The following is a 24,304-nucleotide window of genomic DNA, read 5'->3' as shown; positions in this document are numbered from 1 at the left end:
AAAATTAAAGTGCAAAAATACAATTTATGCGTTGTTTAGTAAGGCTTCTCGCATAGCTTTTGCTTTTATAAGACATTCTTCATATTCTTTTTCTGGTATTGAGTTGGCAGTAATGGCACCACCAACAGAATAAGAAATGTAGGCTTTTTCTGCATTGTATAGTATACTTCTAATGACTACATTAAAATCAAAATCACCGTTAGGAGTTATGTAACCTATAGCACCACTGTATAAACCACGTTTAGCGTCTTCATATTCTTCAATAATTTTCATGGCACTTACCTTTGGTGCTCCTGTCATACTGCCCATAGGAAATGTACTTTGTAAAACATCAATTGGAGATAAACTGTCACTTACTTGAGATGTAACTGTAGAAATTAGTTGATGTACCTGCTCAAACGTATAAACTTTGCAAAGTTCTTGTACTGTCACAGATCCTTTACTTGCAGTTTTAGATAGATCATTTCTAACCAAATCTACAATCATAATATTTTCAGAACGCTCTTTGGGATCGTTTTCTAATGCTTTTTTTAGAGCATTATCCTTATTCTTATCCTTAGACCGTTTAGAAGTTCCTTTTATTGGCTGACTTACAACTGTAGTTTTTGATTTTTTTAAATATCGCTCTGGAGACGCACATAAGGCATAATTATTAAACAACTTTACAAAGCTTGCAAATGGCGGCTTTGAAATAACATTTAAACGTTTATAGGTTGCTAATGGTGTTATATGTCCAGACGTGTAAAACTCCTGGCAAAAATTAGCTTCATAAATATCTCCTCTATGAATATGCTCTAAAATGTTATTTAGCTTTTTAAAGTAATCATCTTTTGAGGTTCTTAATTTAATTTTTAATGTGTTAGATGATACTTCCTCAAATAGCTGAAGCGTATTAATAGTATTAAAATCTTCATCTATCTCATCATCTACCATTGCTAGATAGTGTGCTTCTAAAATATTATCCTTTAACAACCATAATTTTTTAGGTTGAAAAAAATAAAGATCTGGAAAATTTAAGCCATCAAAATTATTAGAGGTAAGAAGCTCTGTGTCATTTTTTAAGTCATAAGATAAATAGCCAAAGAGCCAATCTTTAGTAGTAGATTGATATGTCTTAAGGTCTTCGAAAGCATTTTGTGCATCTGTTTTTAATACCGTAAAACCATCTACAGCTAAAATAGCATCATATTCTGAGTATGCTTGAGTATGCAGATTAGAGTCTAACCAAACAACCTCATTAAACTCTTGAGACCATTGAAGAAGTTGTTGTTTAAAATGAGAAGTGTTCTTAAGAGTAAAGGTTTTATTTACACGCAAGGATCATAAATTAATGTGATGCTCAAAGGTACTCAACATATCATTAAGTCCCATCTCAAGGACATCATTTGTAATTTTATTTTCCTCAATTGAGAAGTTATCTTGAAAAGATGGGAAGCTAAAGCTCTCAACAATTTCTGCCCCAAACCTAGGAAGTACCAATTTGCAAAACTCCAAAGCAGACTTTGCTCCTCTTGCGCCTGGTGATGTACTCATTAATAATACCTTTTTACCTTCCAGAAAATTACGATCTAGTCTAGATAGCCAATCTAAATGATTTTTAAAAAAAGCAGATATACTTCCGTTATGCTCATTAACTGAAATAATAAGAGCATCATGATCTTTTATTATATTACGTAAAACTTGTAAATCTGCTGAGAAACTACGCTCATTCTCTAAGTCCAGACTATACATAGGTAATTCATAATCTAATAATGAGATAATTTTAACCTCGTGATCTATAATTTTATTAGCTACATAATTTACTAATATGGTATTAATAGAATGACGGCTATTTGAGCCTGCAAAGCAAAGAATCTTTTTCATTAGATAAAGAAATGGCATTTTTAATTGGTAAGCAAAATAAATTAAATATGAATTATGTAATAACATTAAACTAAATGAGCTATCTGAAAATCTTAATAAAATCTTAATTTTTAACACTATATTAACATCTTATTGGTATCTTTAAATCTTAATTAATCAACTTACTATCAACCAAATACCAAGTTGCTTTATGATTAAAAATTATATTTATATTGTTTTGTTATGCTTTATAGCAGACAATAGCTTTAGTCAAGTAGGAATTGGTAATATAAATCCTCAAAGTATATTAGATATTTCAGCATCTAGTACGGCTAACCCAACTGAAACAGATGGTTTACTAATACCGAGACTTGAGAAGTTTCCTGATGTAAATCCTGGTATTTCACAAGATGGTATGATCGTCTTTTTATCACAGACAGATGGTAATGATACTAAAGGTTTCTATTTTTGGGATAATGATATTCCAGACTGGATTCCTTTTGGTGGTGAGTGGTTAGATGGAGAGAATGCATTAGGGCAACAATTAATTTATGCTAAACAAGCAGATGCTAATGGTACTCGAATGGTGTTTACAGATGATGGTCGTATTGGAATAGGCACGGATACACCAGTTGAACGGTTTGAATTTAAAGGTCCTGGCGATAATGATTTTCAAATTACAAGTGCAAATACTAATCCGCCAAATTTAATATTTTATAATACTGGTGGTAGTTTAGATGCGCCAAATACCTTAGCTGCAAATGGTGAGATTGGTTCTGTAATCTTTAAAACTCACGATGGTGACCAAATTACAGAAGTAGGTGGTTTTAGACTGTATTTAGATGGTTCTGCATCAGACAATAGTACTCCTTCAAGATTTGTGGTTAATACAACACCTATTGGAAGCGTTTCTCAACAAGTAAGAATGTCTATTAGAGAAGATGGAGATTTAGGTCTCAACAAGTTAGAACCAGATGCTATTTTAGATGTTAACCCAGTAAATGCAAATACTCCAAAAGAAACAGATGGGATTCTTATACCTCGTTTAAATGCACTACCTAATACAAATCCTGGTGCTGCGCAGCATAGTATGCTCATTTATCTTACCCAAGAGGATAATAATTATAGTGAAGGTTTCCTGTATTGGGATAATAACGCCTCTTCATGGAAACAGTTGCTTACTGAGAATACTACACAAATAATGTTGAGAACGAATCCTACAACCATAGGTAATGTAAATACTGCATTTAATTTTAGTCAAGAATCTTTTAATAATATTACTGGTTCATCTTATAATACATCTAATAGAAGATTAACCTTACCACGAGGTGTATACGAAGTTGAATCTAATATTAGACCGAATAATCAAACATCTACTTTAAGTTATATAATGCGTTTAAACAACACTAATGAAGGCACTACTGCTGCATTAACGAGTCCAAACTCCAACACGTCTCAAGGTAGCATACCACAAATAGCTGTTTTTGAGATAACTGCTACAACTGGATATATAGATTTTATTGTTGTTGCAGACGGCAACAATAATTCAAACTTCAATAATTTTGGCGATTCAAGTTACCTAAAGATTAAAAAGATAAACTAATTGCTTTATAGTACCTTTGCACCGTAAAATTATATAACTGTGTCCACTACTTTTAAAGACTTAAACCTATCTCCTTCTTTACAGAAAGCTTTAGATGAATTAGGTATCGTACATCCTACTCCAATACAGGAAGAATCATTTCCTGTAATCATGTCTGGTAGAGATGTTGTTGGTATTGCCCAAACAGGAACTGGTAAAACCTATGCTTATGCATTACCTGTCCTAAGACTACTACCCTATTCTAGACAAGTAAATCCTAGAGCTTTAATAATTGTTCCTACGCGTGAACTTGTTGTACAAGTAGTTTCAGAAATTGAAAAACTTTGTACACTTAATGATATGCGTATTTTAGGTGTTTATGGTGGTACAAATATTAATACACAGAAAAAAGCTGTAGTTGAAGGGTGTGATGTTCTTGTAGCTACGCCAGGTAGATTGTATGACCTTGCTGTTAGCCACGTACTACAACTAAAAAACATACAGAAACTTGTGATTGATGAGGTTGATGTTATGTTAGACCTCGGATTTAGATTTCAGCTAGTTAACATTTTAGATATACTTCCTAAAAAGCATCAAAACATATTGTTTTCTGCTACTATGACAGATGAAGTCTCTTCTATGATTTCTGAATTCTTTAATAATCCTATAAAAATATCTGTTGCAAAAAGTGGAACACCATTAGTTAACATACAACAATATCGTTATAATGTTCCTAATTACTACACAAAGCAAAATCTAATTATTCATCTTTTAGAAGATGTTGAAACATACGAAAAGACATTAATATTTGTTCCTAATAAACGTATTGCAGACCGTTTATTTGCTGTTGTGGACAAGACATTCCCAGATCAAGCTAGTGTTATTCACTCTAATAAGACTCAAAATTATAGACTTAATAGTATTGAAGCTTTTGAAACAGGTGAACATCGTATCATGATTGCTACAGATGTTATGGCACGTGGTTTAGATATAGATGATATCTCTCACGTTATTAATATGGATACACCAAGCTATCCAGAAAATTATCTGCATAGGATAGGTCGTACTGGTAGAGCTGAGAAAAAAGGTACTGCATTAGTTCTTACTTCAGAAAGTGAGGTAGAATGGCTTAAAACCATAGAGGAACTTATGGAAACTAAGGTTGACACTATAGAGATGACTAATGATGTTGAAATTTCTAAAGAGCTTGCTCCAGAAGAACAACAAAAACCTGTAGAAATATATAATCCTCTAAAGAAGGAACCTTCAAAAGGTAAAGCATTTCACGAAAAAAAGGACAAAAACAGAAAGCGTAATGAAGGTGGTTCTTACAAACGTAAGATTGAGAAGAAATATAAAAAGCCAAAAACTCGAGGTCAAAAGAGAAAAGGTAAATAAATACTTAAAACAAAAATCCCCAAGCTATAAAACTTGGGGATTTTTTTATAATTAAAAGTCTTCAGATTTATACATTAAACAAGAAGTGCATGACATCACCATCTTGTACAATATAGTTTTTACCTTCTACACCTAATTTACCTGCTTCTTTTACTTTGGCTTCACTACCATAACTTACAAAGTCTTCATACTTTATAACTTCAGCTCTAATGAAACCTTTCTCAAAATCTGTATGTATAACACCTGCCGCTTGTGGTGCAGATGCTCCAACTTTAACTGTCCAAGCTCTTACCTCTTTTTTACCAGCAGTAAAATACGTTTGTTGATTTAAGAGCTTATATGCTGCACGAATTAATTTTGCAGAACCTGGCTCATCTAAACCTATATCTGCTAAAAACATTTCGCGTTCTTCAAAATCATCAAGCTCTGCTATATCTGCTTCAATACCTACGGCAAGAACTAACACTTCTGCATTTTCATCTTTAACCGCTTCTTTTACTTTGTCTACATAAGCATTTCCAGAGTTTGCTGAAGCCTCATCTACATTACAAACATACATTACTGGTTTGTCTGTAATAAACTGTAATGGCTTTACAAATTCCTCATAGTCCTCTTCAGAAAACTCTATAGCTCGAACAGAGATACCTTGCTCTAAATTAGATTTTATAGTATTTAAAATACTGTCTTCTTTTTGGGCTTCTTTATTACCTGTGCGTGCAGCTCTTTTAACTTTCTCAAGTTTCTTTTCTGCAGTTTCAAGATCTTTAAGCTGTAGCTCAATATCAATTGTTTCCTTATCTCTAATTGGGTCTACACTACCATCTACGTGTACAACGTTACCATCATCAAAACAACGCAACACATGCAAAATAGCATCTGTCTCACGTATATTACCTAAAAACTGGTTTCCTAAGCCTTCACCTTTACTAGCGCCTTTTACAAGACCAGCAATATCTACAATATCAACAGTTGCAGGCATTACACGCTCAGGATTAACTAACTCCTCAAGTTTTCTTAGTCTAGGATCTGGAACATTTACCACTCCAATATTTGGTTCTATGGTACAAAACGGGAAATTAGCACTTTGTGCTTTTGCATTAGACAAACAATTAAATAATGTCGATTTTCCTACGTTTGGTAATCCTACAATTCCGGCTTTCATATGGTAGTCATTAAATTTAGGGCGCAAAGATAAGGTATTACTCTAAATTTTAAAGCGTACATTTTTATTAGATAGTTAACTGCATAAACACCCAAGTTTCAATCTAAAATTACCTAATTATAATTTTTGCAACTTATTGAAGCTCTTTTATTTAACTCGTTATATTTATGTTTTTTGAATTAAAGATTAGTAAAAGATTAGCACTCCATTAATTAAAATTAACACGGTAGCTAGTTACATTTACTCTATAATTTAAAATTTCACAAGATGAAAAAGATCCTTTTACTTTTAGCGCTTGGTGCATTTGCAACAGGTATAGCGCAAGAGAACGAAAATAAAACAGAAGAAACTACAACAGTAAAAACTAAAGTTAAAACCTCTTCTGGAGAAGAAGTTAAGACTAAAAAAATGACCACTACTGCTAAGCAAAAAATTGCAGTTGCTGGTGATGGTACCAATCAACGTGCTGTTAAGTTACCAATGGATGTAGAAACGAACGCAGATTACTTTTATGATAGTAAGCCAATTCGTTTTGAAGAAGCTTCTGTAGGTTATGTAGTTTTTGAAATGAATGACGGAAAGAAAGTTAACATTGGTCGTATTTACCCAACAAAAATTGAAGGTACTTATAAATTAAAAATAGGTGATACAGTATCTTACGGTACTTTTGATGCTGACAATGCATTTCAGAAATCTGATGCCAATGCTATACAGCAAGCAAAAAGAAAATTAAAAATGGAAAAAGAAAAGCAAATGATGGATGATAGTAATGATGACAATAAGTAATCTCACTACCTCATAATACATTTAAGACTCCTATAATTTTTTAATTATGGGAGTTATTTTTTTTCAATAGCTTTTCAATCACAATACTTACATTTGCACAACAAATTTTTATTATGGCTTTTAGAATAGAAAAAGATACAATGGGTGAGGTTAAAGTGCCGGCAGACAAGCTTTGGGGCGCACAAACCGAACGTTCGAGAAATAATTTTAAAATAGGTAAACCAGCTTCTATGCCTTTAGAGGTAATTTATGGTTTTGCATACCTAAAAAAAGCTGCTGCTTATACCAATTGTGAGCTTGGCGTACTTCCTGTAGATAAAAGAGATCTTATTGCACAAGTGTGTGATGAGATTTTAGAAGGAAAGCACGACGACCAATTTCCATTAGTTATATGGCAAACTGGTAGTGGTACTCAAAGTAACATGAATGTTAATGAAGTTGTTGCAAACAGAGCACACCAATTAGCAGGTAAAACTATTGGTGAAGGTGAGAAAACACTTTTACCAAATGATGATGTAAATAAAAGTCAATCTTCAAACGATACCTTTCCAACAGGAATGCACATTGCTGCATATAAGAAGGTTGTAGAGGTTACTATTCCTGGTATAAAACAACTAAGAGATACGCTAAAACGTAAATCTGAAGAATTTAAGAATGTTGTAAAGATAGGCCGCACGCATTTTATGGATGCTACGCCTTTAACTTTAGGGCAAGAATTTGGAGGTTACGTTTCTCAATTAGATCACGGTCTTAAAGCGTTACACAATACACTTCCACATTTAGCTGAACTAGCTTTAGGAGGAACAGCTGTTGGTACAGGATTAAATACCCCAAAAGGTTACTCTACTCGCGTTGCAGAATATATAGCTTCTTTTACAAAACTTCCTTTTGTTTCTGCAGAGAATAAGTTTGAGGCACTTGCTGCTCACGATGCTTTAGTTGAAACTCACGGTGCATTAAAACAATTGGCCGTTTCTTTAAATAAAATAGGAAATGATATAAGAATGTTAGCTTCAGGACCACGTAGTGGTATTGGTGAGCTTAATATTCCTGCAAATGAGCCAGGTTCTTCAATCATGCCAGGAAAAGTAAATCCTACACAATGTGAAGCTTTAACTATGGTTTGTGCGCAAGTTATAGGTAATGATATGGCTATTGCTGTTGGTGGTATGCAAGGACAATTTGAACTTAACGTTTTTAAACCTGTAATGGCATCTAATTTATTAGAAAGTGCTCAATTACTAGGAGATGCATCTGTTTCTTTTGAAGAGCACTGTGCAAGCGGTATAGAGCCAAACCAAGCACGTATAGATGAATTACTTAAAAACTCATTAATGCTTGTTACAGCTTTAAATACTAAAATTGGTTATTATAAAGCTGCAGAAATAGCAAATACTGCTCATAAAAACGGAACAACCTTGAAGGAGGAAGCCGTTAATTTAGGATATGTAACCGCAGAAGAATTTGATGAATGGGTTAAGCCAGAAGATATGGTAAGCTCTAAAAAGTAGTTATTTCTTTTATAGAAAATACAGAACATTTAGATTCTCTTAAAAGCAATCTAACATCAAACGCCTCTTTATGAGGCGTTTGATGTTTATATAAATTTATTTTCTACATATTCCAAGTACTTTAACCTATATATCTAATACTAAAATGATTGAGATACTTATATACTATTTTTATTGGTTTTAAAACACTTAAATATGATTTATAGGCTTAAATACCAATAAATATATTTTATTGGTTTATGTACCGATATATTTAATATATTTGTAAGTGATGATAAAAACAATTGTAATTTCTGGAGATATTATATCCTCTACAAGTTTAACTGTAGATGATCGCAAGTTGTTAGAGCAGCAGCTTAAAACTCTTATTGATCAACTTGAAACTAAATATAAAACGTATTCAAGAATTATAAAAGGTGATTATTTAGAGTGTGTAGTGTCTAAACCACAAGATGCTTTAAAAGTAGCTTTACTTATTAAATGCTTTGTAAAAGCAATTTCTATTAGTAATGATGCAAGTTATAAAAACAACCATCGTATAAAGTTTTTTAAATCACACGGTATTCGTTTAGCCTTAGGTTATGGGGAATTAGAAAGATTTGACAAAACTGATGGTGTTATAGATGGTGATGCCATTTACCGTTCTGGTCGAATGATTAGTGAAAATTCAACACACGGTAAACAGAGAATTGTTATAAAGAATACGTTATTTTTTAGTAGTGATAATACAATTCTAAACGAGCAAATGGATGCTTTGCTTAGCCTATTAGATACAATTATAGGTAACGCTACAGCTAGACAATGTGAGGTTGTTTACCATAAAATATTAGGCTTATCTGAAGATGAAATCTCAACGCGCTTAGATATAGGGCAACCTACAGTAAATCAACACTCAACCAGTATAGGTTGGAATAGTATTGAAACCACCTTAAATTATTTTAGTACATTGTTCTCAAATTTATAGCATGGACATCAGCCTATTTTTAATCTTGCAATTAATAGCACACCTTCTTACAGACTTCGTATTTCAAAATAACAGACTTGCTACAGATAAAAACACAAAAGGATTTAAAAGCAGTTTTTTAATCTGGCACGGTTTAATCGCCATACTCCTATCTTGGTTGTTATCTTTTCAACTTAACTTTATAATAGGCGCCTTACTAATAGGAATTTCCCACTATATAATCGATGGTTGCAAACCTTTTCTAAATAACCATAAGAGTTTGGGCAGGTATGCATTTTATATAGATCAATTTCTACATATAATACTTTTTATTGCTGTCTCACTTACCTTCTTTACGCTAACAGACTTTAATCCCGTAATAAATGTGATAGCTGCAAAACAATATATAGTACTAACTGCAGGCTTTTTATTCATATTAAAACCAACAAATATCTTTATTAAGGAAATGCTTTCAACTTTTGAAATTGAAAGCACACCACAATCTCAAGAATTAGAAAAAGCAGGGCGTCTTATTGGAATCTTAGAACGTATTTTAGTGGTAATATTTGTCCTAATTGGGCAATTTGGAGCAATAGGGTTTCTTATCGCTGCAAAATCTATCTTACGTTACAAGGATACAGATTTACTAAAAACAGAATATGTGCTTATTGGCACTAAGCTTAGTTTTGGAATAGCAGTATTAGTAGGATTACTAATACAATTAATTCTTACATTATAAACTGAAAACTATTTGAATGTCAATACTTGATGTTGTGCAACATTATGAAAATAAGAAAAACAATTATATTTTTTTTAACAATTGTAACATTTAGTTGCCAAACGGAATTAGAAAAAAACAAACACGCATTTCAAAATACTCTTGGAGAAAATAAAATAAATGCGATTAATTCTTTGGTAACTGATTTTGAAAATAATCTGAAAAAGAATTATCCTAAACTATCTATTGATAAAGCGTACGAACAATATCTAACTGAAATAATATCTGACTCAACAACTGACTTTGAAAAGTTTAAATTTCAAACACCAAATACTAAATCTGAATTGACTAAAAGCGGATTATGGAATGAAATCTATTTGAAAGACAATAATAATGGATTATTGATAAATGTTACTGGTCAATATATGCGTGGACTGAATTACGTTGCGAAATCTGATAAGTTTGTTAAAAAATATTACGAAAAAAGACAAACTGCTGGAATGATGTCAAACGAACTCGTTGTTAACGGAATTTTGAATTCAAATCCTGATTTTAATAATTATTTTCATAAAAGGATTGTAGTTTTGGAGTTTACGTTCTGAAAAAAACGTTGCATAACACCGAATATAATTTATTGCTAGTTCTAGCCTACTTACGAAAATCCACGCGGATTTTCTATTCGGTTTTTATTTGCTAAATTTAGTGCTTAAACCACGCAACAAACCATATACAAACACGTTAGGAAGAATTATTAAAATGTAAGCAGAACTAAATCAGGAAAAAATACTAACCATGTATGGTTTCATTCTTCCCATAACTTTTAATTAGCTCACCTTCAAACTCTACAAGTTCTTTCCAACGCTTTTCAACATCTATACCTTCACCATATTGTCTTGCAAAGCCTAAGAAGGTTGTGTAGTGACCAGCTTCACTAATCATTAACTCTCTATAAAATTTAGATAATTCTTTATCCTTAATACGTTCAGAAAGTAGTTTAAAACGCTCGCAGCTTCTAGCTTCAATCATAGCAGAAAACAAAAGTCTATCTACCATTGCTTGTTGTCTGCTTCCACCCTTTTGAGTAAACTTAAAAAGTTGATTAACGTAATGGTCTTTACGTTCTCTACCTAAAGTATAACCACGTTCTTTTATGATATTATGCACCATCTCAAAGTGCTCTAATTCTTCTTGTGCCAGTTTTATAAGCTCTGTCACCAACTCTTCATGCTCACTGTTTAAAGTGATTATTGTAATTGCATTGGTAGCTGCCTTTTGTTCGCACCAAGCGTGGTCTGTAAGTATTTCTTCTAAATTACTTTCTACAATTGTTACCCAACGTGGGTCTGTTTCTAATTTAAGATGTAACATGTTGTTTTAGATATTTAGAATTTAATTTTAAGCAGAAAGTTAAATAAGATGTTTTATAAAATAACAATAGCTATTAAGCATCTATTTTCTGATGCCTAAACACTCTCCTATTTCTACTTTAAACTATTTATTATAATCTCCTTTATAATAGTGCTTTTTGTATTTCCAATAAGACAAAGCTCCTAAAATTACAACCACTGCAATTGAGTAGTAGATAAAATCTGGAGTTATTACTTTATCTCCACTTGCATAACTATGCAATCCAGAAAGGTAAAAGTTAACTCCAAAATACGTCATCATGATACTTGCAAACGCAACGATAGACATAAAGTTGAAAAACCAGCGACCTCTTAAACCAGGTACTAATCGCATATGTATCACAAATGCATATACCATAATACTAATTAGTGCCCAAGTTTCTTTAGGGTCCCAACCCCAATAACGTCCCCAACTTTCATTGGCCCATTGCCCACCTAAGAAATTACCTATGGTAAGCATTACTAAACCAACTGTAAGTGCCATCTCTGTAATAATGGTTATCTCACGTATGTTAAGTTTCATTTTAGCTTTATTATTCGAATTGGTAAAAATCATTAACAATAGTGAAACAACACCTAATATCATACCCAATGTAAATGGTCCATAACTACCAACAATTACAGCAACGTGAATCATTAACCAATAACTATCTAATACAGGTACAAGGTTAGCTATTGCAGGATCCATCCAATTCCAATGAGCAATCATTAATATCATTGAAGCTACAAATGCTGTAGACGCCAAAGTTAAATCACTTTTACGACCAAAAGCCAAGCCGAAGAACATAGTAGCCCAAGCCACATATATCATACTCTCATAAGCATCACTCCAAGGTGCGTGACCAGAAATATACCAACGTGCTATTAAGCCGGCAGTATGTATTATAAATAGTAGGATAATGGCAATTTTACCAATTAAAACCAAGCTTTTAATAAACTTGTTATTATAAAATATTTTAAGAATTACAAACAGTAGAGTTATTAGACCTGCAAGCATAAACATCCAAAATAAATTCCTGAAGACATCGTACTTATTATAAAGTATTTCTGTTTTAACCTTTTGGTCTGAAGGCATAATTTCTGCACCATGGTTACTTTGAAACTTTTTAATTGTTTCTAAGACCTCAGTTGCTTGAGCATAACCTTGTGTTTGTTTAGCTTGTCTTAATGTTGTTAAGTAAATTGGTAGTGCATTATAGGCAAATACCGAGTCTCGTCCCGTAAAGCTATGTTCCTTTAATTCTGGATAGCTTACCCATTTGTTGTTTTCTGCTCCAGGAACTGGAAATATTTTTAATAAATCTCCTTCTAAAGCACTGTAAAGCAAGTTTACCTTTTGATCTGTTTTTATAAAATCTTTTTGAAATGATGTAGGGTTTTGAGCTTGATAGGCATCTTCTAAATAAGGTGCCAGTCTATATGTTCCTGTAGCATCAAAGAATTTTGCTAATGGTAGTAGTTTAGCATCTTCATCTACACCTGTAATATGACGAATTGAATCGTTTTTACGTTCCACATGTATTAATGGAATATTATACCAAACTGTAGGGTTCTCTAACATACTTATAAGAACCTGATCACTAGTAAGACCATTGTACGAGTCTGCCTTACTTAACTTTCTTAAAAGCTCTGATGAATACGTGTTTGCTGGTTTCATACGACCGCCAGCATCTTGTATAATCATCTTACCAAACTCTTCTGCGTGTTCTTTGCTTACTGCATTAGCTACAATTAGAGAGTCTAATCGTTCTTGATCTATTTCTTGTACATCTTCGTGTACGTGATTAGGGTCACTATGGTCATGACCATCATCTGTAGTTTGTGCAAAGCCTAAAGCTGTACTTAGCACAAGTAAAATTGTTAACGCTTGTTTTTTAGCTTTTACTTTATCCAACATTTTCTTTAGTTGGCCAAAACGAGAACCTTTATCAAATAAAATTAGCATAAGTCCTAAGTATAATAAGAAGTACCCGATATACGTAATCCACGTACCCCAGAAATCGTGATTAACAGATAAGATTGTTCCTTTTTCATCGGCATCAAAAGAAGCTTGGAAGAAGCGATAGCCATCTTTATCTAATACGTGATTCATATAGATTTCATAAGGAACACTTTCACCATCGTCTACAATGTCTACCTTACTTTTAAAAGATTGGTAACTTGGTGTGGGATTGTTTTCTGTTCCTGGATATTTTTTAGCCTCAAAATCTTTTAGCATTAAAGCAAATGGAAGTTCATATTCCTTACTACCATAGCTTAGGTAAATATCATAGCCTCCAACTTCTAATTTCTTAGGGTCTGGCATACGTCCTTTACTCCCTAATAATTGAATATTCTTTGTGTCTCCATTAGCTTTTACCTCTAATGTTACAGCATCTGCCTGCCCTTTAGATTTTTGCTCAGTTTCAACAATGCCTTCTTCTCCTTTTACAACTGGATCTGGAAATACAAACTGCATACCAGCAACATTATAAAGCGAACGCAGGTTTAATTTCTGAACAGAATCTTTTAAAACTTCGCCTTTAAATTGATCTGCCATTCTCATAAAATCACCTTCAAAAGGTGTTTTTATAAGGTAATCACTACCATCTTCTGGTACTGTAATATTTATTGCGCCATCTGTTGGTTTGTTATAAGCAAAAAGAACATTATGAATACTTACAACTTCGCCTTCCTTAATAAAGTGATCGTGACGGTTACCGCCACCAGCTTCTACAATTTTTATGTAATTACTTCCATCTTCTGTTTCTCTAAAACCTTCTTCTGCACCATGAATGTAATTAACTACCTTAAAAGAAATAGGATCGCCCTTAAAATCTGTGTTTATTGTAATGTCATTATTTCCTTTAGGTGCTAGTAATAGCTCTTCACTTTTACGTCTTCGCAATGCTTCGCCATCTACCTCACCATCAATCATAAAAGTTAAAAAGGTTTTTTCAGACATAAATTTATTTGTGGCTTGTCCTTCTCTAATAGGCATAATACCTTCAAAACCTATATAACGTGTAATTCCTGCTCCAACTATAATAAGTACAAAAGACATATGTAATAATAGTGTAGACCACTTTTCTCTCTTGTGAAGGTTATATCTAAAAATGTTTCCGAAGAAATTTATGGCAAATAACACCATGATAACCTCAAACCAATGTGCATTATAAATGTATTGCCTTGCGGTCTCTGTACTGTAATAACTTTCAACAAAAGTACCTACACCCATTGCTACCGCAAAAACGATAAAAAGTAAGGCCATTAAACGTGTTGAAAAAAGGATGCTCAATAATTTATTTTGCATAGCGGAGAAGTTCTTTAAAATCCGTGCAAATTTAAGGCATTTCTGTCGTAATTTTAATAATATTGAAGTCTAATTAGATAGTCTTAACGTTTGCTGTACCAATACTTTTTATTTTGAAGAATTCTAAACTTTCTGTAGTTATCTTAGGTGCTGGTAATGTGGCATTTCATCTCTATAAAAGTTTGCGCTCTTTAGAGACTATAACATTGCAACAAATTTATAATAGGTCTAAAGATAACTTAGAGGTATTTAAATATGTTGAAACCACCACACTTATAGAAGACATTAAAGAAGCAGACTTATATATTATAGCTGTAAATGATGATGTTATAGGCAACGTAGCCCAAAAACTAAAGACCAAAAAAGGTATAGTTGTACATACTTCTGGTGCAAAACCATTAGTTGAAGTTGCTATGCACACTAATTATGGTGTGTTTTATCCTTTACAAAGTTTTTCCAAAGATTTAGAGCTTAATTTTCAAGAAGTTCCAGTTTGTATAGAGGCAAATTCAAAAAAAAGCTTAGAGCAATTAAACCTTTTGGCAAATGCGTTGTCTAAAAAAGTATATCATATAGACTCTAAACAACGTAAATCACTACATTTGAGTGCAGTATTTGTAAACAACTTTAGTAATTATATGTTTACAGTTGCTCAAGATTTGTGTGATACCAATAATGTTCCTTTTGAAATCCTGCACCCATTAATTACCGAAACTGCTCTAAAAGCAACATTGCAGTCTCCAAAAAATGTACAGACAGGACCTGCTAAACGTGGAGATAAAGAAACCATACAATCTCACCTAGAACAGCTAAAGGACACTAAGCATAAAGACGTATACAAACAATTAACTCTACATATACTAACCTACTATGGAAACAAGCTATAAAGAGCTTTTAAACAACATAACTACATTTATTTTTGATGTAGATGGTGTGCTCACAAAAAACTCACTACTCATTAGCTCTCAAGGAGAGTTACTAAGACAAGTTCATGCTAAAGACAGTTATGCCATTGAGCGTGCTATTGGTGAAGGTTATAAAGTTTGTTTTATGTCTCACGGTGATATTAGAGGGTTACGCATGCAACTTAAACTTATTAATGTTTCTGATGTGTTTTTAAAAGTTACCGATAAAGCCGAGCAATTAGATATTATCCTGGAAAAAGACAATATAAAGAGAGAACAGGTACTTTATATGGGAGACGATATACCAGACAGTTACCCAATGCATATGGTTGGGTTACCATGCTGCCCACAAGATGCTGTACCAGAAATTAAGGCCATTTCTAAATATGTATCTCATCAATATGGTGGAAAAGGATGTGTAAGAGATGTAATTGAACAGGTAATGAAGGTTCAAGGCAAATGGCTAAACAACTTTAGCTAAACTTTCTTAATTTAGGGCTCTGTAATTATAAACCATTTATGGAAGACCAAAACTTACCTACAGATTCTAAAGAACAAACAGCCCAAGATAACCTAGAGTTTAATTCAAGAATTCCTCTACAAGAACTTCAACAAGCAATTGAAGCTTTAAAAGCACAATTGTCTAAAGTTATTGTAGGTCAAGATGATTTTGTTGAATTACTTATTGTTGGATTACTATCTGACGGTCATGTGTTAATTGAAGGTGTACCTGGTATTGCTAAGACACTTACTGCAAAATTATTTGCTAAGACGTTAAAAACAGAGTTTAGCCGTATACAGTTTACACCAGATTTAATGCCTAGTGATGTTTTAGGAACCTCGGTTTTAAATATGAAAACTTCTGACTTTGAATTTAAACAAGGTCCTATATTTTCTAATATTGTACTAATAGATGAAATAAATAGAGCGCCTGCCAAAACTCAAGCTGCATTGTTCGAGGTTATGGAAGAACGCCAAATTACTATTGATGGCAATACCTATGAAATGAAACCACCATTTATGGTTTTAGCAACCCAAAACCCTATTGAACAAGAAGGTACATACGCATTGCCAGAAGCACAGTTAGATAGGTTTTTATTTAAAATTACAGTTGATTACCCTAACCTAGATGATGAAATTACCATCTTAAAGACTCACCACAACAGGAAAGCTGTACACGCAATTTCAGAAATAAATGCAGTTTTAAGTCCTGAGCAACTAATAACCTACAAAGACCACATTCAAAATATTATAATTGAGGAAAAGATATTTTCTTACATAGCAACTATAGTATCTAAAACAAGAAATCATCCTCATTTATACTTAGGCGCTTCACCAAGAGCCTCTTTAGCTATAATGACAGCTTCTAAAGCTTTTGCAGCAATACAAGGAAGGGATTTTGTAACACCAGATGATGTGAAAAAATCTTTATTTCCAGTCTTAAGACACCGTATTATACTTTCTCCAGAACGAGAGATGGAAGGTATGACAACAGAACAAGTTGTTACCATGATTTCACAATCTGTAGAAATTCCTCGATAAGTGATTCAATTTTTTAAATCCTTATACCTTCACCAGCGCGTATTTTATGTGTTGTTTTCCATATCAGCTATATTTTTAGTGTCGTTTTGGGTACCTCTACTCTATCCAATAGCCTGGTTAATTGTCTTAGCGTTATGTCTTGTTTTTTTATTAGATGTTGTTGCTTTATATAAGGGTTCTGGCATAATAGCAAATCGCCTTTTACCAGATAAATTTTCCAATAGTGATGAGAATCCAGTCTCAGTTACTCTAAAAAACAACTATAAATTTAAAATAGATGTTGCAGTAGTAGATGAGTTACCGATTCAGTTTCAAAAAAGAGATTTCAATAAAAATATTACTGTACAACCAAATTCAAATAAATCATTTGAATATTTGGTAAAGCCTGTAGATCGAGGTGAATATCATTTTGGACATTTAAACTGTTATGTTAGCACTAAGCTTAATCTTATAAAAAGACGGTTTACATTTAATAATGAACAGATGGTAAAAGTATATCCATCTTTCATACAAATGCGGCAATACGATTTTCTAGCCATAGATAATAGATTGGCTTTAACAGGACTTAAAAAAGTGAGGCGTATAGGTCACACAATGGAGTTTGAGCAAATTAAAGAATATGTTACTGGAGATGATGTAAGAACCATAAACTGGAAAGCTACAGCTAAACAAGCCCAATTAATGGTTAATCAATTTCAAGATGAAAAATCTCAACCTGTGTATTCTGTTATAGATACAAGTAGAGTAATGAAAATGCCTTTTGAAGGATTAAAATTATTAGACTACGCAATAAATAGCTCATTAGCGTTTAGTAATGTTGCTTTAAAGAAAAATGATAAAGTTGGTTTACTTACTTTCTCTAATGTTTTGAGTGATTTTGTTAAAGCTTTATCTAAAAAAACACACTTAAGTTTAGTATTAGAACGCTTATATAACGTAAATACAAAATTCTTAGATTCTGATTTTGGATTGCTTTACGCACATATAAAGCGAAAAATAACACAACGTAGCTTATTACTTCTTTATACAAATTTTGAGCATATCACTGCATTGCAAAGACAACTACCCTATTTAAAAGCCATTGCTAAACAACACGTACTAGTAGTCATCTTTTTTGAAAATACAGAATTAAAAGAATTGATTAATCAGGATGCTACTACAATTGGTGATGTTTATCACAAAACAATAGCGTCACAATTTGCATCAGATAAGGTTCTAATGCAAAAAGAGTTACAGAAACACGGTATACAATCTGTATTAACACCACCACAAGATCTTACTGTAAATACCATTAATAAATACTTAGAAATTAAAGCTAGAGGTATACTTTAAGAATAACCTACTTACTATTATAAGTTATACAACCTGCTATTTTAATTCATCTAAATTATTAAAATATAAATTTGATGAATGTTAGTTTTGAAAATATTCATAAATTGAATGAACGTAATTTCCTACAAATAGAATAGAGAAAATAAATAGTTAATAATAGAACTCCTTAAGTAATATTTAAAATGAAAATTGAAGCTAACTCTCCAGACGATTATATTTCTAAACTACCTGAAGATCGTCAAGCTGCTGTAAAAAAATTAAGAGATACTATAAAAGATAATTTACCAACTGGTTTTAAAGAAACACTAGGTTATGGTATGCTTGCATTTGTAGTACCATTATCAACTTACCCTGATGGTTATCATTGTGATCCTAAATTGGCCTTACCGTTTATTAATATAGCCTCTCAGAAAAACTTTGTTGCCTTATATCATTCTGGTATATATGCCGATAAAACGATACATAATTGGTTTGTGAATGAATATCCCAAGCATTCTAAATATAAGTTAGATATGGGTAAAAGCTGTATTCGTTTTAAACGAATGAATGATATCCCGTATGAACTTATTGCAGAACTTGCTCAAAAGTTTACGGTTTCACAATGGATAGAAACCTATGAAAAAGCTATAAAAAAGTAAATAAAAAAGTAAATAAAAAAGGCTAACAGTAACTGTTAGCCTTTTGCATATACTATTATAATATATTACTCTTTATAAAACTTTGCATCTTTACGCAGTTGCGCCATTTTAATGGCTGCGATTGCTGCTTCTGTACCTTTATTACCGTGAATACCACCACTACGAGCTATAGACTGCTCTTCGATATTATCTGTTAATACACAAAAAATAGTAGGTATATCACTCTCTATATTTAATTGTGCTATTCCGTTTGTTACTCCTTGGCAAACAAAGTCAAAATGCTTTGTCTCGCCTTGTATTACACTTCCTACAGCAATAATACAATCTAACATCTCAAAGCTTTGTTGTAGCTTTTTACAGCCATAAATAAGCTCAAAACTGCCAGGTACATTCCAACGTACAATGTTTTCCTTTAAAACACCATGCTCCATAAAAGCATCGAAAGCTCCTTGAAAGAGGTTATTTGTAATATGGTCGTTCCATTCTGAAACAACAATCCCAAACTTGAAGTCTTTCGCGTTTGGGATTGTCTCTTTATTATATTCTGATAGATTGTTTCCGGCTGTTGCCATAAATATCTTCTAGATTTAGTTTTGCATTGCTTTAGCTTGCCCTAAGTATACTGCTACTTGAGAAGCTTCAGTAGATGTTTCGTACTTATCTTTTAATTCAGTTAAATGTTTTACTGCTACATCTGCCTTACCTAACTCGATAGCTGTAATACCAGCTTTAAGTAAGAACTTAGGTGCTGTAAACTCATTTGCATTCATTTTAGCAGCACTTTCATAATAACCTAAAGCTTCTTCAGTTTGGTCTAATTGTAAAAATGCATCACCTATAGCTCCTTTAGCTAATGGTGCTAAAATTAAATCGTCACTAGAAAAATCTTCTAAGCTAGAAATAGCTTCTTTATATTTTCCTGTATTAAGGTATGCCATACCTGCATAGTAATTTGCAAGGTTACCTGCATCTGTACTACTATACTCGTCTGCAATGTCTAAGAAACCATACTTACCTTCACCACCATTAAGAGCTAAGTTAAATAAAGAATCTTTTGTAGTAGATGGTGCTATTAATGCATCATCAAAATAGCTTTGTGCTTGATACATTTCATTAGTAGCAGCTTCTTCATTAGGTGCTACCACAAAACGCTCATAGGCCAAATAACCTAGTACCACTACTGCAATAATACCTATTACAATTAAAATGATGTTTTGGTTTTTTGCAACAAACTCTTCGGTTTTATTTGCTCCTTCATCTAAAGAGTTAAAAACTTCTGCTGTTGTTGACTGATCTTCTACTTGTTCTTCGCGCTCTTCCTTGTTCTTAGGTTTGTATCCACGCTTCTTATATGTTGCCATAATTTACTTTATTGTGGCGCAAAAATAAACTTTTTATTGAGATTAAAAAGTGTAATTACATTCATTTTTTGGTACTTTGCACAAGTTGTCAACAGGATATGATAACCTCTTCATTAGCTAATTTACTATTGATCCTCATATTTTTATGCATTTAAAACAATTATCTCTTATAAACTATAAGAATTTTGAATCTGAAACTTTTGAATTTGATTCTAAGATTAATTGCTTGGTTGGCGCCAATGGTATTGGTAAAACCAATGTTTTAGACAGTATATATCATCTTTCTTTAGGTAAAAGTTACTTTAACCCAATAACGAGCCAAAACATTAAACATCATGAAGATTTCTTTGTTATAGATGGCGAGTTTGTTAAGCAAGACCGTACAGAAAAAATTGTTGTAAGTGCAAAACGTGGACAAAAAAAAGTAATTAAGAGAAACAGCAAAGCATATGAACGTTTTAGTGAACACGTAGGCTTATTACCTGTAGTTATTATATCTCCTGCAGATAGAGACCTTATTACTGAAGGTAGCGATACTAGACGTAAATTTATGGATGGTATAATTTCTCAGAACGATAAAACTTATTTGGATAACTTAATAAGCTATAATAAGGTACTTGCACAACGAAATGCTCTTTTAAAATATTTTGCTGCAAATAGAACTTTTGAAAGTTCAACACTCGAGGTATATAATGAACAGTTAAGTAACTATGCCTCAGAGATATTTGAGACTAGAACACTATTTTTAGAAAGTTTTATTCCGATATTTAAAGAACGCTACCAAACAATTAGCAATAACAAAGAACAAGTGACTATTTCTTATAAAAGTCAACTTAAAAAAGGAAACCTAGCTAGTTTATTTGAAGAGCGCTTACAGAAAGATTTACAACGCCAATATACAACGGTTGGTACTCACAAAGATGATTTAGATTTTGGAATTGAGAACCACCCGATTAAGAGGTTTGGAAGCCAAGGACAACAAAAATCATTTTTAATAGCTTTAAAATTAGCACAGTACGATTTCATTAAAGCAAAAAGTAAGGTGAATCCTATTTTACTTTTAGATGATGTTTTTGATAAATTAGATGAACAACGTGTTGAGCAAATAGTCTCTTTAGTCTCAACTGGAGAATTGGGACAACTATTTATAAGCGATACACATCCTGATCGTACTGAAGCTGTTGTAAAAAATACTGCTCAAGACTATAAAATGTTTAGACTATAAACTAAGTTGTTTAGTATCTTTGGTGAAAAAGAAATTTGCGCCATTTATTATCCTTATTATTGGTTTTAACCAACCTATCCCTATTTGGTCAAACAACCTTTACCTTAAATGGTACTATAAGAGATGCTGCTAGTAATGAAACTCTTAATGGTGTTAATGTAATTATTAATGAATTACAAACTGAAACCGTTACTAACACATATGGTTTTTATTCAATTTCTATCCCTGAAGGTAATTACACAATAACTTTAAGTTACCTAGGCTACAATACTATAAATAAATATATTAGCATTACAAATAAAACAACTTTAAATTTCAGCTTAACTGAATCATCTGAGACATTAGACACAGTTGTTATTAAAGAAGATGTAGAGCGTACAAATATTAGATCTCCTCAAATGAGTGTTAATTCTCTCTCAATAAAAACTATAAAGCAAATACCCGTAGTATTAGGTGAACCAGATATTATTAAATCGATTCTGCTTTTACCAGGTGTTACAAATGCAGGAGAAGGTGCTTCAGGATTTAATGTAAGAGGTGGCGCAGCAGATCAGAATTTAATATTATTAGATGAAGCTACAATTTATAATTCCTCACATTTATTCGGTTTATTTTCAATTTTTAATCCGGATGCAATAAAAGATATTAAATTATATAAAGGTGGAATACCTTCTAAATATGGAGGCAGAGTATCTTCTGTTTTAGATATTTATCAAAAAGATGGTAATAGTAAGAAGTTTTCTGCAGAAGGAGGTCTAGGAATTTTATCAAGCAGGCTATTAGTTGAGGGACCTATTCAAAAAGAAAAAAGCTCATTTTTACTCGCAGGAAGAAGTTCTTATGCGCATTTATTCTTAAAACTCACAGATAACGAAAACCTGGCTTATTTTTATGATTTAAATACCAAGCTAAGCTATAAACTAGACGATAAAAACACACTGTTACTTTCAGGATATTTTGGTAGAGATGTATTTAATCTTAACGACAGTTTTAAGAATGTTTATGGAAATAGCATTTTAAATCTTAGATGGAATCACGTATTTAGTGATAATGTGTTTACTAACCTATCTGTAATATACAGTGATTATTATTATGGGTTAGAATTAGATTTAGCAGAATTTAAATACAACAGCGGAATAAGAAATGGAAATATTAAATATGGATTTAACCACTATATTAATAATGACCTAAAATTAAATTACGGGATACAAAACACATTATACGAATTTAATCCAGGTAAAATTGAACCATCTACAACAGATTCTGGAATAAATGCATTTACGCTCACAAAAAAATATGCCCTAGAAAGCGGAATATACTTATCTGCAGAACACAATTTAACAGAGAAACTAACTGCCGAATATGGTTTAAGGTATAGTGCATTCTTTAGACTAGGCCAAGATCGGTTGTTTACATATGAGAATAATTTACCTGTAATATATAATCAAGAACAAGGTGTATATGAATCTGCAGACCCTGTAGGTGAAGAAAACTTTAACCGTGATGATATTATTAAATCTTTTGGGAATTTAGAGCCAAGAGTTTCACTATCGTACTTATTAAATGACCAAAGCTCTATAAAATTAAGTTACAATCGCATTGCACAATATATACATATACTTAGTAATACAAGCTCTCCTACTCCATTAGATGTATATACACCAAGTGGTAAATTTGTAAAACCCCAAATAGTAGATCAAGTTGCTGCTGGGTATTTTAAAAACTTTAATGAGAATGAGTACAGCTTAGAGTTTGAGGCTTTTTACAAATATATAAACAACAGAATTGATTATATAGACGGCACAGATCTTATTGCTAATGATGCTATAGAACAAGTAATTCTTAATGGTAAAGCAAGAGCATATGGCCTTGAAGTATTGTTTAGAAAAAATCTTGGTAAATTTCAAGGTTGGTTATCTTATACGCTTTCTAAAAGTGAACAAAAGACACCAGGAAGAAGTGAAATAGAGCCAGGTATTTCAAATGGAAATTGGTATTTAACCAATTATGATAAGACGCATGACATTTCTATAACAACGTCTTATAAATTAAATGATAAATGGACATTTAGTGGAAATTTTCTTTTACAAACAGGACAACCTACTACATTTCCTACGTCTCAATACCAATATGAAGGACAAACAATTCCAGTTTATGGTGAACGAAATACAGACAGATTACCTCTGTTTAATAGGTTAGACATTGCTGCAGAGTTTACTCCAAACCCTAATAGTGATAAACGCTGGCAGTCATATTGGTCATTTGGTATTTACAACCTTTATAATAGGAAAAATGCTGCAAGTATAAGTTTTAGAGAAAACAGAACTACCGGAGTTAATGAAGCCGTCAGGTTTTCAATATTTGGAATAGTGCCTTCTATAAGTTATAATTTTAAATTTTAATGAAACAAATAATATATATAATCTTAATTCTTAGTCTTTGCTCTTGTGAAGATGTCGTAGATATTTCATTAAATGAAAGCGAACCAAAATTAGTTATTGATGCATCTTTAAATTGGGTTAAGGGAACTAGTGGAAATCATCAGGAAATTTATTTAAGTTTAACTCGACCATTTTTTTCAGGTGAACCTGCTCCTGTCGATAATGCTTTAGTACAAATTAGTAATACAAATGGAACCGTTTTCGAATTTTCTCAAAATGA

General features: G+C 32.3%; 22 protein-coding genes (1 of these 22 only partly in view). 15 read left to right on the top strand and 7 right to left on the bottom strand.

What is annotated here, in order from left to right:
• Positions 1 to 24 precede the first annotated feature (24 nt).
• Complete coding sequence (locus CA2559_RS09780) at positions 25 to 1,317, bottom strand: anthranilate synthase component I family protein (RefSeq protein WP_013187717.1); 1,293 nt, start codon at positions 1,315 to 1,317, stop codon at positions 25 to 27.
• Positions 1,318 to 1,320: 3 nt separating this feature from the next.
• Positions 1,321 to 1,863, bottom strand: a complete 543-nt coding sequence (locus CA2559_RS09775; protein ID WP_041241184.1) for an NADPH-dependent FMN reductase — start codon at positions 1,861 to 1,863, stop codon at positions 1,321 to 1,323.
• Between the two features lie 190 nt (positions 1,864 to 2,053).
• On the opposite strand from CA2559_RS09775, the gene CA2559_RS09770 reads away from it, so the two are divergent.
• Together CA2559_RS09770 and CA2559_RS09765 are read left to right on the top strand one after the other, a co-directional pair.
• Positions 2,054 to 3,445: a hypothetical protein gene (locus tag CA2559_RS09770; RefSeq protein ID WP_013187715.1), complete on the top strand. Its 1,392-nt coding sequence runs from the start codon at positions 2,054 to 2,056 to the stop codon at positions 3,443 to 3,445.
• A 39-nt stretch (positions 3,446 to 3,484) separates the two neighbouring features.
• Positions 3,485 to 4,822, top strand: a complete 1,338-nt coding sequence (locus tag CA2559_RS09765; RefSeq protein WP_013187714.1) for a DEAD/DEAH box helicase — start codon at positions 3,485 to 3,487, stop codon at positions 4,820 to 4,822.
• 67 nt (positions 4,823 to 4,889) lie between these two features.
• On the opposite strand, the gene ychF is transcribed toward CA2559_RS09765, so the two are convergent.
• Positions 4,890 to 5,984 (bottom strand): redox-regulated ATPase YchF, encoded by a 1,095-nt coding sequence (gene ychF / locus CA2559_RS09760; RefSeq protein WP_013187713.1) that lies wholly within the window; start codon positions 5,982 to 5,984, stop codon positions 4,890 to 4,892.
• Between the two features lie 267 nt (positions 5,985 to 6,251).
• Here ychF and CA2559_RS09755 point away from each other — a divergent pair, with 267 nt between their 5' ends.
• From CA2559_RS09755 to CA2559_RS09735, 5 genes are all read left to right on the top strand, one after another.
• Positions 6,252 to 6,770: a hypothetical protein gene (locus tag CA2559_RS09755; protein ID WP_013187712.1), complete on the top strand. Its 519-nt coding sequence runs from the start codon at positions 6,252 to 6,254 to the stop codon at positions 6,768 to 6,770.
• 113 nt (positions 6,771 to 6,883) lie between these two features.
• Positions 6,884 to 8,281: a class II fumarate hydratase gene (fumC, locus tag CA2559_RS09750; protein ID WP_013187711.1), complete on the top strand. Its 1,398-nt coding sequence runs from the start codon at positions 6,884 to 6,886 to the stop codon at positions 8,279 to 8,281.
• Between the two features lie 271 nt (positions 8,282 to 8,552).
• Positions 8,553 to 9,245, top strand: coding sequence for a hypothetical protein (locus tag CA2559_RS09745; RefSeq protein ID WP_013187710.1), 693 nt, complete (start codon positions 8,553 to 8,555; stop codon positions 9,243 to 9,245).
• A 1-nt stretch (position 9,246) separates the two neighbouring features.
• Complete coding sequence (locus CA2559_RS09740; RefSeq protein WP_013187709.1) at positions 9,247 to 9,963, top strand: DUF3307 domain-containing protein; 717 nt, start codon at positions 9,247 to 9,249, stop codon at positions 9,961 to 9,963.
• A gap of 44 nt (positions 9,964 to 10,007) precedes the next feature.
• Positions 10,008 to 10,544 carry a hypothetical protein gene (locus tag CA2559_RS09735; protein WP_013187708.1) on the top strand — a complete coding sequence of 179 codons (537 nt, stop codon included), beginning with the start codon at positions 10,008 to 10,010 and terminating at the stop codon, positions 10,542 to 10,544.
• 184 nt (positions 10,545 to 10,728) lie between these two features.
• Here the strand turns inward: CA2559_RS09735 and miaE are convergent, their stop codons facing one another.
• Positions 10,729 to 11,310: a tRNA-(ms[2]io[6]A)-hydroxylase gene (gene miaE / locus CA2559_RS09730; protein WP_013187707.1), complete on the bottom strand. Its 582-nt coding sequence runs from the start codon at positions 11,308 to 11,310 to the stop codon at positions 10,729 to 10,731.
• A gap of 123 nt (positions 11,311 to 11,433) precedes the next feature.
• Positions 11,434 to 14,598 (bottom strand): cytochrome c biogenesis protein, encoded by a 3,165-nt coding sequence (ccsA, locus tag CA2559_RS09725; protein WP_013187706.1) that lies wholly within the window; start codon positions 14,596 to 14,598, stop codon positions 11,434 to 11,436.
• Between the two features lie 155 nt (positions 14,599 to 14,753).
• Here ccsA and CA2559_RS09720 point away from each other — a divergent pair, with 155 nt between their 5' ends.
• The 5 genes from CA2559_RS09720 to CA2559_RS09700 all read left to right on the top strand — a co-directional run bounded on the left by CA2559_RS09720 (position 14,754) and on the right by CA2559_RS09700 (position 19,057).
• On the top strand, positions 14,754 to 15,527 hold the full coding sequence (locus CA2559_RS09720) for a Rossmann-like and DUF2520 domain-containing protein (RefSeq protein ID WP_013187705.1): 774 nt from the start codon (positions 14,754 to 14,756) through the stop codon (positions 15,525 to 15,527).
• On the top strand, positions 15,511 to 16,026 hold the full coding sequence (locus CA2559_RS09715; protein ID WP_013187704.1) for a KdsC family phosphatase: 516 nt from the start codon (positions 15,511 to 15,513) through the stop codon (positions 16,024 to 16,026). Before CA2559_RS09720 ends, CA2559_RS09715 begins: the two co-directional genes overlap by 17 nt.
• Before the next feature lie 38 nt (positions 16,027 to 16,064).
• Positions 16,065 to 17,087: an AAA family ATPase gene (locus tag CA2559_RS09710; protein ID WP_013187703.1), complete on the top strand. Its 1,023-nt coding sequence runs from the start codon at positions 16,065 to 16,067 to the stop codon at positions 17,085 to 17,087.
• Entirely contained in the window at positions 17,088 to 18,419 is a 1,332-nt protein-coding gene (locus tag CA2559_RS09705) for a DUF58 domain-containing protein (protein ID WP_013187702.1), read from the top strand.
• 182 nt (positions 18,420 to 18,601) lie between these two features.
• Complete coding sequence (locus tag CA2559_RS09700) at positions 18,602 to 19,057, top strand: DUF1801 domain-containing protein (RefSeq protein ID WP_013187701.1); 456 nt, start codon at positions 18,602 to 18,604, stop codon at positions 19,055 to 19,057.
• Between the two features lie 65 nt (positions 19,058 to 19,122).
• On the opposite strand, the gene ribH is transcribed toward CA2559_RS09700, so the two are convergent.
• A complete protein-coding gene (ribH, locus tag CA2559_RS09695; RefSeq protein WP_013187700.1) occupies positions 19,123 to 19,629 on the bottom strand; it encodes a 6,7-dimethyl-8-ribityllumazine synthase in 507 nt (168 codons plus the stop codon).
• Between the two features lie 15 nt (positions 19,630 to 19,644).
• Entirely contained in the window at positions 19,645 to 20,418 is a 774-nt protein-coding gene (locus CA2559_RS09690) for a tetratricopeptide repeat protein (RefSeq protein WP_013187699.1), read from the bottom strand.
• 145 nt (positions 20,419 to 20,563) lie between these two features.
• Here CA2559_RS09690 and recF point away from each other — a divergent pair, with 145 nt between their 5' ends.
• The 3 genes in view from recF to CA2559_RS09675 are tightly spaced (at most 35 nt apart) and all read left to right on the top strand, a layout consistent with a single transcriptional unit that may run on beyond the window.
• Positions 20,564 to 21,643: a DNA replication/repair protein RecF gene (gene recF, locus CA2559_RS09685; protein WP_013187698.1), complete on the top strand. Its 1,080-nt coding sequence runs from the start codon at positions 20,564 to 20,566 to the stop codon at positions 21,641 to 21,643.
• 35 nt (positions 21,644 to 21,678) lie between these two features.
• On the top strand, positions 21,679 to 24,045 hold the full coding sequence (locus tag CA2559_RS09680; RefSeq protein ID WP_041240984.1) for a TonB-dependent receptor: 2,367 nt from the start codon (positions 21,679 to 21,681) through the stop codon (positions 24,043 to 24,045).
• Positions 24,045 to 24,304 carry the 5' portion of a DUF4249 domain-containing protein gene (locus CA2559_RS09675; RefSeq protein WP_013187696.1) on the top strand. Its footprint extends 553 nt past the window's final position, so the window shows 260 of its 813 coding nt (coding positions 1–260); its start codon is at positions 24,045 to 24,047; the stop codon falls past the right edge of the window. Before CA2559_RS09680 ends, CA2559_RS09675 begins: the two co-directional genes overlap by 1 nt.

Source organism: Croceibacter atlanticus HTCC2559, assembly GCF_000196315.1.
Taxonomy (GTDB): domain Bacteria; phylum Bacteroidota; class Bacteroidia; order Flavobacteriales; family Flavobacteriaceae; genus Croceibacter; species Croceibacter atlanticus.
This window is presented reverse-complemented; position numbering and strand designations above follow the sequence as displayed.